Origin of the sequence: Blastomonas sp. (genome assembly GCF_030373265.1) — a bacterium.
In the GTDB taxonomy this organism is placed as follows: domain Bacteria; phylum Pseudomonadota; class Alphaproteobacteria; order Sphingomonadales; family Sphingomonadaceae; genus Blastomonas.
Window position 1 is genome coordinate 1 of sequence record NZ_JAUCZC010000044.1, and the last position, 13,314, is coordinate 13,314.

A 13,314-nucleotide genomic window follows, 5' to 3' on the forward strand; every position below is an offset into this window, starting at 1 on the left:
ACTCTCCCGCGGAGATTATTCCGCGGGGGTGGAGAGCCGTCCACGATATCAATTGCAGACATAGGCCGTCCTTGGGATAGTAGCGCATGGCTGGTCGCATTTCCGTTTTAAGAAAGCTGCTCAACCGCTGGTCGCGTCAGCAAGAGACAGCGTTGTGGCAGATGACGGAGCGCAAAACGGCATTCAAACGCATCGCAGGATTTTCAAAGTCGGAGCGCGTCGACGCCAAGTTCTTCCTCCTAGCGATCGCGCCATTTGTTCCGGTCATGATCTCGGACGGACTGGACTTATCGCGTGGTGCTCTGTGGTACGGTTGGTTTTGGCTCAGTGTGATTTGGGCAGTCGGCATCATCGCGGTGGGGTGCGCTTCCTATTGGCGAGCTTTCCGCCGGTCTCTGGAGCGAAAGCCATAGCTTCTGCTTTCCACTCACAAACGGTCGTTACCGATGAATCGGTATTTCAGCCAGTCCGGTCAGGCAGCTATCGGGTTGTTTCTGCCAAAGCCGGTGACCCTTTCACAGCCCCCTTAGCAGCAAGCCCGCTTTTTCCGTCATCCCGGGCTTGACCCGGGACCCAGGGTTTAACTCCAGGCGGCGCACCTGATCGCTCTGGGCCCCGGATCAAGTCCGGCGTGACGATGAGGGGTGGGGCAGCTATCGACGCAAAACCCACCACAAAGATCAAGGCAGCCAGTTCCCGAAACCGGCCCCCCTACACCGGCAGCCCGCTTTGCGGTTTCGCCTCCTTCAGCACGAAGCTCGTGCTGATCGCCTTGATCCCCGCGATTGGGCGCAGGCGTTTGTTCGCGAAATCGGCATAGCTGTCGAGGTCGCGGCTGACGACGGTGAGGATGTAATCCGCGCCGCCGGTGACCTGATGGCAGGCGATGACCTCGTCGAGTTCGGCGACGGCCTCCTCGAACGCAAGCGTCAGGGCGTCATTGTGGTCGGCGATCTCGACGCTGACATAAGCGAGCACGCCCAGGCCCAGCGCCCGCCGGCTCAGGCGCGCCGCATAGCCGCGGATCACGCCGTCGGCTTCCAGCTTGCGCACGCGCCGCCAGCACGGGGAGGCGGACATGCCGACGGTTTCGGCCAGTTCGGCGTTGGTCATCCGGCCGTTGTCCTGCAGCGCACGCAGGATACGGATATCTTCTGCATCGAGGTCGATCATAGAAAGGGTCTGCCATATTGCGCCGGATAAAGGAAGATCGTTCCTTTCAGCGGACTGTTTCAGCAAGAATGGGAAAGGATTTTTCCGCGACAACCTGCTATATCTGCGAGGCACCAGCAACAGGGGACGCAGCATGGAAAATCTTCTCATCCGGCCAGACGCGGTGGATTACTCGGCCATACCCGATGTGCCCGCTGGCACCTGCGTTGCGCCCTTGAAGCGCCCGGCGCATCTGGCAGAGGATTGGCTCGAGTCCCAGCAGCGCGTTTATACGTCGGAAGAACACGGCATCTGGGACGATCTGTTCGCCCAGCAGATGAACGTGCTGCCCGGACGCGCGGCGAGCAGCTTCATCGCGGGGCTGGAGCGGCTCGATCTAGGGCGCGGCGGTGTGCCCGATTTCGGCGCATTGAGCGAGGAACTGCAGCCGATCACCGGCTGGTCGGTGGTGCCGGTGCCGATGCTGATCCCCGATCACGTGTTCTTCTATCACCTCGCCAACCGGCGTTTTCCGGCGGGCAATTTCATCCGCACGCGTGAGCAGTTCGATTATATTTCAGAGCCCGACGTGTTTCACGACGTGTTCGGCCATGTGCCGATGCTGACCGATCCGGTTTACGCCGATTACATGCAGGAATATGGCCGCGCCGGGTGGAAGGCGCTGGCGTACAACCGGCTCAAGGCGCTGTCGGCGCTGTACTGGTATACGGTCGAATTCGGACTGATCCGCGAGGCCGATGGCATCAAGGCCTATGGCGCGGGCATTTTGTCAGGGCCGCTCGAGGTCAAGTTTTCGGTGGAGGGACACTCGCCCAACCGTATCCACCTCGAGGTCGATCGGGTGATGCGCACCGATTACGTCATCTCGGACATGCAGCCGACCTATTTCGTGATCGACAGCTTCGAGGAGTTGTTCCGCAAGACCGTCGAGCGCAATTTCGACGATCTGTATCGCGGGTTGAACCCCGGCTTCACCTATTCGAATCAGGCGGTGCTGGGCGGCGACAAGGTCTATCACCTCGGCACCCAGGAATATGCCAATCGTGGCGGGCAGGGATCGGGCGCCCAGCCTGTTTAGGTATAGGTCTGAACCTCAGGCGGTCGGCATCGCTGCCGACCGCCTGAAGCAGCCAAATCAGGCCTTGGGCATCAGCACGCCGTCGATGACGTGGATCACGCCGTTCGACTGCGGAACGTCTGCCTGCGTGACGATGGCGGTGCTGCCGCCTTCACCGGTGAGCACGACATTGCTGCCGTCCATCTTGGCGGTCAGGTTTTCACCCTGAACCGTGGTCAGTGTCGCGGTGCCATTGCCGTCGGTGATCGCCTGCGCGATGTCCGAAGCGGTCATGCGACCCGAAACGACGTGATAGGTCAGGACGGCGCCGAGCCGTGCCTTGCTTTCAGGCTTCATCAGCGAATCCACTGCGCCGGCGGGAAGCTTCTCGAATGCTGCGTTGACCGGAGCGAAGACCGTGAAAGGTCCGGTGCCCGACAGCGTATCGACCAGGCCGGCTGCGGTTACTGCCGACACCAAAGTGGTGTGCAGCGGCGATTCAGACGCATTTTCGACGATATTGCGCGTCGGCAGCATCTGCGCGCCGCCCACCATCACATTGCCCGAAGGGTCCATGCCATCGGCAACCGCGGTCCCATCGGCGGGCATCGTCGTATCGGCCTCGGTGGTCACGGTGGTGTTTTCCGATCCGCAGGCGCCGAGCATGAGGGCCGAAGCTGCTGCCACGGACGTAAAAATGGCGGTTTTCATCTTGAGATCTCCTTGAGGAGCGTCCGGTTGAGAGTCCGCGCGGGGCATGGGTTTCAAGCACCGGGCGGCAATCACGGCAACGGGCCGTGATGCGAACGCGTCGTGAGGGCAACGACACAGAATGCGGTTGGTTTCATCGGGGCGAAAAGATAGTCAGTCGAGCGCGACCACACCGCCCCCGTCCGGGCTCCAACATACAGGCCATAGCCATGACCACCATCCGTCCATTTCGTGTCGATATTGCTGAGGCGCAAATCGAGGATCTGAAGGCGCGGATACGCGCTGCGCGGTTGCCCGAGCGCGAAACGGTCGACGACTGGGATCAGGGCATTCCGCTCGCCGTGGTGCGCGAGTATGCCGCGTACTGGGCCGACGGCTATGACTGGCGCGCCTGCGAAGCAACGCTGAATGCCTATCCGCAGTTTCTCATCGAGCTGGACCGGGTGGACATCCACTTCCTGCACATTCGCTCGCCGCACGAAAACGCGCGGCCGCTGATCCTGACGCATGGCTGGCCGGGCTCGGTGTTGGAATTCATCGAGGTCATCGAGCCGCTGACCAATCCGGACGACCCAGCCGACGCCTTCCACCTGGTTATTCCCTCGCTTCCGGGCTTCGGCTTTTCGGGCAAGCCGACCGAGACCGGGTGGGATATCGCCAGGATTGCCAGGGTGTGGAACGACCTCATGCTGGCTCTGGGGTATGATCGCTACTTTGCGCAGGGCGGGGATTGGGGCTCGGGCGTCACGCTGGAGATCGCACGGCAGAATCTCGGCGCTTGTGCGGCGGTGCATTCGAACATGGTGCTGGCGCTGCCGGACCCTGCGACGATGGCGGATCTGAGCGACCTTGAGAAGCGCGCCGCTGCGCGGATGCAGTATTACCAGGACAAGGAAAGCGGCTATTCCTCGATCCAGCGAACCCGCCCGCAGACGATCGGCTATGCGCTGGCGGATTCGGCCGTCGGTCAGATGGCGTGGATCCTCGAGAAATTCCGCAACTGGTCGGATTGCGACGACAGTTTCTCGGGGTTCAGCCGCGATGCGTTGCTGGATACGATCACGCTGTATTGGCTGACCAATTCGGCGGCATCCTCGGCCCGGCTGTATTGGCACAGCTTCTCGAATATGGGCTTCGATCCGGTGAGCGTGCCGATGGGCGGGACGATCTTTCCCAAGGAGCTGTTCCAGACCTCGCGCCGATGGGCGGAAAAGCGCTTCAGTTCTATCATCTACTGGAACGAAGTGGACAAGGGCGGCCATTTCGCCGCGCTCGAGGTGCCGCAGATATTTGTCGAAGAAGTCCGCGCCTGTTTCCGTGCCGCCAGTCTGAGCGGATGACCGAGCCCCGCCAGCGGTGACGCTGACGGGCCTCGGCGGGGGAAGAGCGCGCCGTTACTGCGCAACCCTGGTGCTGGTGATGCCCTGCTTTTCAAGCAGCACCTGAACGCTGTCCTTGCCCACCAGATGCGCGGCGCCGACGGCAATGAACACGGTGCCGGGCTTGTCCATCCGCGCCTTGATCCAGTTTGCCCAGTTTTGGTTGCGATCGGTCAGCAGCGCGTCGTACAGGCCCGGATAGGACTGAAACCCTTCGTTGAGCAGCGTGTCGAGCACGGTCAGGTCACCCTTGCCCCAGGCCTCGACCATTGCGTCGATCTGGGTCGTGACGTCGGGCACCCCGTCCAATGTGACATCGAGAAATGCAATCTGCTCTGCGATGCCCAGTTTATCGAAGATGCCCAGCTGCTGCTCGATCGTCTCAAGCTGGCCGATCGGCTTGGATTGCGCCTTGGCGGCGATCGACAAGATCTTCTCCGCGCCGCTGTTGGGATCATAGCCCTGCATCAGCAGCGGTACGGTGGTCAGGGTCACCGCGGCAAACCAAGGCTTGTACCCATCCAGCGCGGCTGGCGGGATGTTGAGCGTGCCCAAGGCAGATTCGTACTTGCCCAGAACCGGCGGGGTCAGCAGGCTGCGCAGCGTGGTGCCCTGCGGATTGGTCGCCATACTGGCGATGATCGACTGCGTCACCGCGGGGTCTTCGGGTTCGACCACCTCGAGGACAAGCTCATCGGAACCGTCGAAAGCGGCCTTCACGTCGCCCTTGAGCCAGTTCAGCCCGGGGCGCAGCACATGAACGGTGCCGAAGAGATAGATCGTCGTATCGGCATCGCGGACGATCCACATTGCGGGATTGATGTCCTTGGCAGCGGGGGCAGGGGCGGCGCCCAGTGCCTCGGCGACGCTGGTCTGATCTTTGGCCAGCAGCGGCTCGCTGGCAAAGCTCATCAGCAAGGCACCGGTCAGCGCCAGGGTCGATGCTGCAGTTCGCAAGGTCTTGGTCATGGTCATGGTCATCATAGGTGAACGTCCTTCACTCGAAACAAAGGGGAGAACAAAAATAATCAGCGCAGCTTGTACCAGCCATAGGCGACGATGCTGATGCCGAAGCCTGCGAGGAACAGCCACATTGCATCGGGTTCGGACACGATGCCGCCCTTCCACAGGATGAACCATGTCGGATAGCCGATCAGCAGCACGTTGCCGGCCAACAAGGTCGTCTTGGTGTGGATGGTGCGTTCATGCTCATCCGACACCTGCGTCAGCTTCCACGAGCCCAAAGTGGTGGCGACCACGAACAGGATGGCGCTGGCCACGGCCAGCCAGGGCGGAATGCTGTTGGCTGCGACCAGCCCCGCTTGCTCGTCCTCGAAAAAGCCGACCAGAAAGCCCGATACCAGTCCGATAGCGAACAAGGTGCCGACGACCAGGTTGATGCGCCGCTTGCGATGCTTCGCGCGCGCCTGCCAGTCTGCCTCAGCCATTGTCACCTCCGTTGAACTCGTCATCGAAAATCTCCTCGATCGGCATGCTGAACAGCCGTGCAATCCGGAAGGCCAGCGGCAGCGACGGGTCGTATTTCCCCGTCTCGATCGCATTGACGGCCTGGCGGGAAACATCCAGCCTGGCGCCCAGCTCTGCCTGGCTCCAGTCGCGCTCTGCACGCAGCACCTTTAGCCGGTTTTTCATCGGGTTCGCTCTCTGTCCGGTGTCATTGAACCGTGACGCTTTGTCATGTGACCTTGACAATATGTCTCGATTCGCTGAGCATGTCAAGCGACCGTGACTATATGCTAGTTCTCCATGACATCCGCTACGGAAAGCTGCGGCTTTGGGTGGCTGGTCAGCCGCCGGATGCGCTGATAGCCTGTCGGCCAATAACAACGGGAGAGACAGCCATGGCGGACGAATCGGCGACCAGCATCCACGCGCGCACCTGCCATCTGTGCGAGGCCAATTGCGGCGTGCTGATCGAGGTCGAGGGGCGCAAGGTCGTCTCGATCCGCGGCAACCCCGACCATGTCCTCAGCCGTGGCCATATCTGCCCCAAGGCGACCGCGCTCGCCGACCTGCAGGACGACCCCGACCGGCTGCGGCGCCCGGTCAAGCGCACCGCCACCGGCTGGCAGGAGATCGACTGGGACACCGCCTTTGCTGAAATCGGCGCGCGCATGGCGCAGGTGATGACAAGCGGCGGCCAGCCCGCGATGTACATGGGCAACCCCAATGCGCACAATTATTCCACCGGAACGCAGACCGGGGTGCTGCGCAAGGCGATGAAGCTGCGCACGCTGTATTCCGCCTCGACGCTTGACCAGATCCCGCACCAATTGATCCAGATGTGGATGTACGGGCACAACGCGCTGTTCCCGATCCCCGATGTCGACCGCACCCGCTTCATGCTGATCATCGGCGGCAATCCGCTCGCCAGCAACGGCAGCGTGTGGACCGTGCCCGACGTCAAGAAGCGGCTGAAGGCGGTGCAGAAGCGTGGCGGGCAGGTGGTCGTCATCGATCCGCGCCGCACCGAGACCGCGAAGATCGCCGATGCGCACCATTTCATCCGCCCCGGCACCGATACCGCGTTGCTGCTCGGGTTGCTCAAGGCGCTCGACGAGGCGGGGCTGGTCAATCCCGGACGGCTGGAGCCGATGCTCGATGAGGGCTGGGTCGCGGCGTGGGAGGCGATCCGCCGTTTCGATGTGGCAAGTCTCGCCGCGCATTGCGCCATTGCCGAGCCGGTGATCCGCGACCTCGCGGCGACCTTGGGCAACGGCGAACCCGCCATCGTCTACGGCCGGATGGGGGTTTCGGTGACGCAAGGCGGAACGCTCAACCTGTGGCTGATCCAGCTGCTCAACATCGCTACGGGCAATCTCGACCGCGAAGGCGGGGCGATGTTTTCCTCCCCCGTGGTCGATCTGGTCGCGGGCGCGGGACCGGGGACTTATGATCGCTTCCGCTCGCGGATCGGTGACCGGCCCGAGGTGATCAGCGAATTTCCCAGCGCGCTGCTTCCGCAAGAGATCGCGACCGCCGGAGAGGGGCAGATCAAGGCGTTGGTGGTGCTTTCGGGCAATCCGGTGCTGTCGGCGCCGGGCGCCTGGGGCGAGGCGCTGCCTTTGCTCGACCTGATGGTGTCGGTCGACATGTATGTCACCGAAACCAGCGCGCACGCGCATTACATCTTGCCCCCATGTGGCCCGCTGGAAAAGGATCATTACCCGCTGCTGCTTGGGCCGATCGCGATCCGCAACTATGCCGATTACTCAGCGCCGACGCTGCCGATGGAAGAAGGCAGCAAGGCCGATTGGGAGATCGTTGCCGAGATGGCGCGCGCGATCCTGCACGCGCGCGGCGAGGCGGTGCCTAACATCGTGCCGCCGCGCACGGTGCTTGCGTCGATGCTGGCGCGATCGGATTATGACGTGACGCTCGAGGAGCTCGAGGCCAACGCCAACGGCAAGGACTTCGGCCCGCATGTCCAGCGGCTGCCCGAACGGTTGCAGACCCCCGACAAGCGCATCGTGTGTGCCCCGCCACTGTGCCTGGAAGCGCTGGAGCAATGGCGCGATGCACTCGCCGTAACGCCGCCGGACGCATTCCTGCTGATCGGACGGCGGCATGTCCGCAACAACAACAGCTGGATGCACAATTCCCCCCGGCTCGCCAAGGGCCCGGACCGCTGCACGGCGATGATCCACCCCGACGATGCGGCGGCCCACAGCGTCACCGACGGCGATCTGGTGCGTGTCACCAGCCGGGTCGGCTCGGTCGAACTGGCCGCCGAGATCAGCGACGATGTGATGCGCGGCGTGATCTCGATCCCGCACGGCTTTGGCCATGACAAGCCGGGGACGAAGCTGTCGGTGGCGGGCAGGCGACCCGGCGTGTCGCTCAACGACTTGACCGATCCGCAGGCGATGGACCCGATTTCGGGCAACGCCGTGCTCAATGGCACGCCGGTGACGCTGGAGAAGGTCGAGCAGATGGTGGCGGCGGAGTAGCAATGCCCCGCGTCTTTTTCAGACCCCTCGCGCTTTTTCCGGTCCCCCGCGCAGGCGGGGGCCCATCTCCAAGCAGGTGAAACATCGGCAGGGCAGGAGATAGGCCCCTGCCTGCGCAGGGGACCGGCATCGGACAAGCAAAACTTGGGGCCACCACACCAAGCCTGACTCACCTGTCACTTGACCCCAGCGCCGCCATCCGCCAAAGCGCGGCGCAACATTTGTGCATCTGCGAAGGCCCGGACTTTTGAGCGAGCAAAGCCTGTCATTCCAGGACATGATCCTGACCCTGCACAGCTTCTGGAGCCGTCATGGCTGCCTGATATTGCAGCCCTATGACATGCCGATGGGGGCAGGGACGTTTCACACCGCAACCACGCTTCGCGCGCTGGGGCCCGATCCGTGGAACGCCGCGTTCGTCCAGCCGTGCCGCCGTCCGACCGATGGCCGCTATGGCGAGAACCCCAACCGCCTGCAGCATTATTACCAGTATCAGGTGATCCTCAAGCCTTCGCCGGGTGACATCCAGCAGCTCTATCTCGACAGCCTGACCGCGATCGGCGTCGACCCGCTGCTCCACGACATCCGCTTTGTCGAGGACGACTGGGAAAGCCCGACGCTGGGCGCCTGGGGTCTTGGCTGGGAGGTCTGGTGCGATGGCATGGAGGTGACGCAGTTCACCTATTTCCAGCAGATGGGCGGCTTCGACTGCAAGCCGGTGGCGGGCGAACTGACCTATGGGCTCGAGCGGCTCGCGATGTATATCCAGGGCAAGGACAGCGTCTACGATCTCGATTTCAACGGCAATGGCGTCACGTATGGCGACGTGTTCCTCGAGAACGAAAAACAGATGAGCGCGTGGAACTTCGAGGTGGCGAACACCGAGAGCCTGTTCGACGCCTTCCGCAAGGCGGTTGCCGAATGCGAGAACTGCTTGGAGGCCAAGCTGCCGATCCCCGCCTACGAGCAGGCGATCCAGGCGAGCCATGTGTTCAACCTGCTGCAGGCGCGCGGGGTGATCTCGGTCGCCGAACGCCAGGCCTATATGGGCCGGGTGCGCGAACTCGCGAAGGGCAGCTGCGAGGCCTGGATGGAAAAGAACGGGTGGGTGGCGTGATGTTGACTCAATCGCAAATCCTCCCCGGAACGGGGAGGGGGACCATCCGCAGGATGGTGGAGGGGAAGCCGGCTTGTGCCGCCCCCGCCAGCATCGTGCCAACCCGCTACCCCTCCACCGCTGCGCGGTCCCCCTCCCCAGAATGGGGAGGATTTTAAGATGACCGATTTCCTGCTCGAACTGCTCTCCGAAGAAATCCCCGCCCGCATGCAGGGCAAGGCGCGCGCCGATCTCGAAAAACTGTTCGCCGAACAGCTCGCTGCTGCTGGTCTCAAGGCCGAAAGCTTGCAGACCTTCTCCACCCCGCGCCGCCTCGCATTGATCGCGCGCGGGTTGCCCGAGACGACGCAGGCCGTGTCCGAGGAGCTCAAGGGTCCCCCCGCCGAGGCTCCCGATGCCGCGGTCGAGGGTTTTCTGCGCAAGGCGGGGCTGACCCGCGACGCGCTCGAGACCCGCGACGTCAAGGGCCGCGCGACATTGTTTGCGGTGATCAACAAGCCCGGCCGCGCCACCGCCGATGTGCTCGCCGACGCGATCCCCGCGATCATCCGCGCCTTCCCCTGGCCCAAGTCGATGCGCTGGGGCACCGCGAGCCAGACCACGGAATCGCTGCGCTGGGTACGTCCGCTGCAGGGCATCATCGCGCTGCTCGGCGGCTATGTCGTGCCATGCGAGATCGACGGGCTGGTCGCGGGCAACAGCACCGTCGGTCACCGTTTCCATCACACCGGCCCGGTGACGATATCGGGCGTCGAGGATTACGCCAGCGCGCTGCGCGCCGCGCATGTCATCGTCGACCATGACGAGCGCGCTTCGATCATCCGCGACGGCGCGATGAAGGCTGCGCGCGACGCCGGCTTCGTGCTGGTCGAGGACGAGGGGCTGGTGATCGAGAACGCCGGGCTTACCGAATGGCCGGTGCCGCTGCTCGGCCGTTATGATCCCGCCTTCCTCGAGGTTCCGCCTGAGGTCATCCAGCTCACCACCCGGATCAACCAGAAATATTTCGTCGTGCGCGATGCTGCGGGCGCTCTGGCACCTGCGTTCGTCTGCACCGCAAATATCTCCGCGCACGATGGCGGCAAGGCGATCGTCGCGGGCAACGAGAAGGTGCTCGCGGCGCGGCTCTCCGATGCGCGGTTCTTCTGGGAGCTCGACCAGAAAAAGACGCTCGAGCAGCATGCCGAGAAGCTCAAGAGTATCGTCTTCCACGAGAAGCTGGGGACGGTCGCCGACAAGGTCGAGCGCGTCGCCAAGCTCGCGCGGTGGTTGTGCGAAGAGGGAATTGTAACTGCAAAGCCCCTCCCCTTCAGGGGAGGGGTTGGGGTGGGGAATGAATCCCGCGTCGTCAGTGACGCCCCCACCCCATACCCCTCCCCTGAAGGGGAGGGGCTCGATCGTGCTCATCTCGCCACCCTCGCCGAACAGGCCGCGCGCCTGTGCAAGGCCGACCTCGTCACCGAGATGGTCGGCGAATTCCCCGAACTTCAGGGACTTATGGGCGGTTATTACGCGGCGAAGGAAGGTCTCGACCCCCAAGTCGCCGCCGCCATCCGCGACCATTACAAGCCGGTCGGCCAGGGTGATGATGTGCCCACCGATCCGGTGACGGTGGCGGTGAGTTTGGCGGACAAGCTGGACAGCCTTGCCTGCTTCTTCAGCATCAATGAGTTGCCGACAGGTTCCAAAGACCCGTTTGCTTTGAGGCGTTCAGCGATTGCTGTGTCCAACCTGATCTTCTCAAATCAGTTGCGCTGCTCGGTTCATTCGATGATCGCTGCCGCGGTTGCACCGGCGATGAAGATACCTGCTGTCGCAACTCTGGCCCGAGAGTTCGAGGCAGCAGCATCTCAATTTGCTGGTCGTCCGCTTGCGATGACGTACGATCAGAATGTTGCTGTGACTTTGGTTGCCTTTTTCATCGACCGTCTCAAGGTCCAGCAGCGCGAGGCCGGTGTCCGTCACGACCTGATCGACGCAGTCTTCGCGCTCGGCGGTGAGGATGATCTCGTCCGCCTGCTCGCGCGTGTCCATGCGCTGCAGGCATTTGTCGAGACGGACGAGGGGGGCAATCTGCTCGCCGGGTACAAGCGTGCGGCGAATATCCTGAAGAAGGAAATGCCCTCTCCCCTTGAGGGGAGAGGAGGGAGCCGCGAAGCGGCGGAAGGAGAGGGGCAGTCGCCCACCTCCGAGCATTCCCCTCTCCCAACCCTCTCCCCTGAAGGAGAGAGGGCTTTTGAACACGAACCCGCCGAAGCCGCGCTTATCGCCGCGCTCGACGACGCCGAGCCCCGCGCCATCGCCGCGATCGAAGCGGAAGACTTTGAGGGCGCGATGGCCGCGCTCGCCGTTCTGCGCGCGCCGATCGATGCGTTTTTTGATGACGTGACCGTCAACGATGCCGACCCGGCCAAGCGCGCCGCGCGGCTGGGGCTGCTCGCGCGGTTCCGCAGCGCGGTTCACCGGGTTGCCGATTTTTCGAAGATCGAGGGATAGCCTCGACCGATCATTCCATTCCTTAAGACAGGCTGAGACTGATGACCAAATATGTGTACCGGTTCGGTGGCGATGCCAATGACGGCGGAGCAGGCGACAAGTTCCTGCTCGGCGGCAAGGGTGCCAATCTTGATGGCATGGCCTCGATCGGTCTGCCGGTGCCGCCGGGCTTCACCATCAGCACCGAGATGTGCACGCGCTATTATCAGGATGGCGAGGTGTTTCCCGACAGCCTGAAGGCCGAGGTCGCAGATGGCCTCAAGCATATCGAGGCGATCACCGGCAAGAACTTCGGCGACATCGCCGATCCACTGCTGGTCTCGGTGCGCTCGGGCGCGCGCGTTTCGATGCCCGGCATGATGGATACGGTGCTCAACCTGGGCCTCAACGACCAGACCGTCGAAGGGCTGGCCAAGGTCTCGGGCGACGAGCGTTTTGCGTGGGACAGCTATCGCCGCTTCGTCCAGATGTATTCGGACGTGGTGCTCGGCCTCGATCATGATGCGTTCGAGGAAGCGCTCGAAATCATGAAGGAAGACAACGGCTTCTTCAGCGATACCGAGATGGAAGCCAAGCACTGGCGCGCGCTGGTGGCCGAATACAAGACGCTGGTCGAAGACCAGTGGGGCAAGCCGTTCCCGCAGGACGTCAACGACCAATTGTGGGGCGCGGTCGCCGCGGTGTTCGGATCGTGGCAGTCGGAACGCGCCAAGGTCTATCGCCGCCTCAACGACATTCCCGCCGAATGGGGCACCGCGGTCAACGTTCAGGCGATGGTGTTCGGCAATATGGGCGACACCTCGGCGACGGGCGTGGCGTTCACCCGCAACCCCTCGACCGGCGAGAACCTCTATTACGGCGAGTTCCTGATCAACGCGCAGGGCGAGGACGTCGTCGCCGGCATCCGCACGCCGCAGTACCTCACCACCGCGGCGCGCGCCGAGGCCGGTGCCAAGCCGTTGAGCATGGAAGAGGCGATGCCCGAAACCTATGCCGAGCTGGCACGCGTGTTCGACATCCTCGAAAAGCATTACCGCGACATGCAGGACATCGAGTTCACCGTAGAGCGCGGCAAACTCTGGATGCTGCAGACCCGCTCGGGCAAGCGTACCGCCAAGGCGGCGCTGCGCATCGCGGTCGACATGGCGAGCGAAGGCCTGATCACCGAGGAAGAGGCGATCGGACGCGTCGATCCGATGGCGCTCGACCAGCTGCTGCACCCCTCGCTCGATCCCGATGCGGTGCGCGACGTTCTCACCAAGGGGCTTCCCGCCTCGCCGGGTGCTGCGAGCGGCGTGATCGTGTTCGATGCCGATACCGCCGAGCGCCGCAACGAGATGGGCGAAGCCGTTATCCTGGTGCGCATCGAGACCAGCCCCGAGGACATCCACGGCATGCACGCGGCGCGCG

Annotated in this window: 12 protein-coding genes; 7 read left to right on the forward strand and 5 right to left on the reverse strand. The window is 63.2% G+C overall.

Annotation, left to right across the window (positions count from 1 at the left end; all coding sequences use genetic code 11):
- Positions 1-86 precede the first annotated feature (86 nt).
- On the forward strand, positions 87-413 hold the full coding sequence (locus QUV11_RS16570) for a hypothetical protein (protein WP_300884040.1): 327 nt from the start codon (positions 87-89) through the stop codon (positions 411-413).
- A gap of 298 nt (positions 414-711) precedes the next feature.
- Here QUV11_RS16570 and QUV11_RS16575 read toward each other — a convergent pair whose 3' ends face one another.
- The gene (locus tag QUV11_RS16575) at positions 712-1,173 is read right to left on the reverse strand and encodes an Lrp/AsnC family transcriptional regulator (RefSeq protein WP_300884042.1); all 462 of its coding nucleotides are present in this window, start codon (positions 1,171-1,173) and stop codon (positions 712-714) included.
- 133 nt (positions 1,174-1,306) lie between these two features.
- Here QUV11_RS16575 and phhA point away from each other — a divergent pair, with 133 nt between their 5' ends.
- Positions 1,307-2,251 (forward strand): phenylalanine 4-monooxygenase, encoded by a 945-nt coding sequence (gene phhA / locus QUV11_RS16580; RefSeq protein WP_300884043.1) that lies wholly within the window; start codon positions 1,307-1,309, stop codon positions 2,249-2,251.
- A 57-nt stretch (positions 2,252-2,308) separates the two neighbouring features.
- Here the strand turns inward: phhA and QUV11_RS16585 are convergent, their stop codons facing one another.
- Complete coding sequence (locus QUV11_RS16585; RefSeq protein WP_300884065.1) at positions 2,309-2,839, reverse strand: fasciclin domain-containing protein; 531 nt, start codon at positions 2,837-2,839, stop codon at positions 2,309-2,311.
- Between the two features lie 311 nt (positions 2,840-3,150).
- Here QUV11_RS16585 and QUV11_RS16590 point away from each other — a divergent pair, with 311 nt between their 5' ends.
- Positions 3,151-4,281, forward strand: coding sequence for an epoxide hydrolase family protein (locus QUV11_RS16590; RefSeq protein ID WP_300884045.1), 1,131 nt, complete (start codon positions 3,151-3,153; stop codon positions 4,279-4,281).
- 54 nt (positions 4,282-4,335) lie between these two features.
- Here the strand turns inward: QUV11_RS16590 and QUV11_RS16595 are convergent, their stop codons facing one another.
- The 3 genes from QUV11_RS16595 to QUV11_RS16605 are packed head-to-tail and all read right to left on the reverse strand — an operon-like array spanning position 4,336 to position 5,973.
- Positions 4,336-5,304: a TraB/GumN family protein gene (locus QUV11_RS16595; protein WP_300884048.1), complete on the reverse strand. Its 969-nt coding sequence runs from the start codon at positions 5,302-5,304 to the stop codon at positions 4,336-4,338.
- Positions 5,305-5,348: 44 nt separating this feature from the next.
- A complete protein-coding gene (locus tag QUV11_RS16600; protein ID WP_300884051.1) occupies positions 5,349-5,792 on the reverse strand; it encodes a hypothetical protein in 444 nt (147 codons plus the stop codon).
- Positions 5,761-5,973 (reverse strand): helix-turn-helix transcriptional regulator, encoded by a 213-nt coding sequence (locus QUV11_RS16605; RefSeq protein WP_300884053.1) that lies wholly within the window; start codon positions 5,971-5,973, stop codon positions 5,761-5,763. Before QUV11_RS16605 ends, QUV11_RS16600 begins: the two co-directional genes overlap by 32 nt.
- 209 nt (positions 5,974-6,182) lie before the next feature.
- On the opposite strand from QUV11_RS16605, the gene QUV11_RS16610 reads away from it, so the two are divergent.
- The 4 genes from QUV11_RS16610 to QUV11_RS16625 form a co-directional block, all read left to right on the forward strand.
- On the forward strand, positions 6,183-8,291 hold the full coding sequence (locus QUV11_RS16610; protein WP_300884054.1) for a molybdopterin oxidoreductase family protein: 2,109 nt from the start codon (positions 6,183-6,185) through the stop codon (positions 8,289-8,291).
- A 277-nt stretch (positions 8,292-8,568) separates the two neighbouring features.
- The gene (locus tag QUV11_RS16615) at positions 8,569-9,408 is read left to right on the forward strand and encodes a glycine--tRNA ligase subunit alpha (protein WP_367279866.1); all 840 of its coding nucleotides are present in this window, start codon (positions 8,569-8,571) and stop codon (positions 9,406-9,408) included.
- A 159-nt stretch (positions 9,409-9,567) separates the two neighbouring features.
- Positions 9,568-11,904 (forward strand): glycine--tRNA ligase subunit beta, encoded by a 2,337-nt coding sequence (gene glyS / locus QUV11_RS16620; protein ID WP_300884061.1) that lies wholly within the window; start codon positions 9,568-9,570, stop codon positions 11,902-11,904.
- 41 nt (positions 11,905-11,945) lie between these two features.
- The coding region (locus QUV11_RS16625) for a PEP/pyruvate-binding domain-containing protein (RefSeq protein ID WP_300884064.1) at positions 11,946-13,314 on the forward strand (1,369 nt) is incomplete at its 3' end.

Bases quoted from the DNA above. Each gene is read 5' to 3' on its own strand.
- QUV11_RS16570 (WP_300884040.1), top strand. From the start codon at position 87: ATGGCTGGTCGCATTTCCGTTTTAAGAAAGCTGCTCAACCGCTGGTCG.
- QUV11_RS16575 (WP_300884042.1), bottom strand. From the start codon at position 1,173: ATGATCGACCTCGATGCAGAAGATATCCGTATCCTGCGTGCGCTGCAG.
- phhA (WP_300884043.1), top strand. From the start codon at position 1,307: ATGGAAAATCTTCTCATCCGGCCAGACGCGGTGGATTACTCGGCCATA.
- QUV11_RS16585 (WP_300884065.1), bottom strand. From the start codon at position 2,839: ATGCCCGCCGATGGGACCGCGGTTGCCGATGGCATGGACCCTTCGGGC.
- QUV11_RS16590 (WP_300884045.1), top strand. From the start codon at position 3,151: ATGACCACCATCCGTCCATTTCGTGTCGATATTGCTGAGGCGCAAATC.
- QUV11_RS16595 (WP_300884048.1), bottom strand. From the start codon at position 5,304: ATGATGACCATGACCATGACCAAGACCTTGCGAACTGCAGCATCGACC.
- QUV11_RS16600 (WP_300884051.1), bottom strand. From the start codon at position 5,792: ATGACGAGTTCAACGGAGGTGACAATGGCTGAGGCAGACTGGCAGGCG.
- QUV11_RS16605 (WP_300884053.1), bottom strand. From the start codon at position 5,973: ATGAAAAACCGGCTAAAGGTGCTGCGTGCAGAGCGCGACTGGAGCCAG.
- QUV11_RS16610 (WP_300884054.1), top strand. From the start codon at position 6,183: ATGGCGGACGAATCGGCGACCAGCATCCACGCGCGCACCTGCCATCTG.
- QUV11_RS16615 (WP_367279866.1), top strand. From the start codon at position 8,569: ATGATCCTGACCCTGCACAGCTTCTGGAGCCGTCATGGCTGCCTGATA.
- glyS (WP_300884061.1), top strand. From the start codon at position 9,568: ATGACCGATTTCCTGCTCGAACTGCTCTCCGAAGAAATCCCCGCCCGC.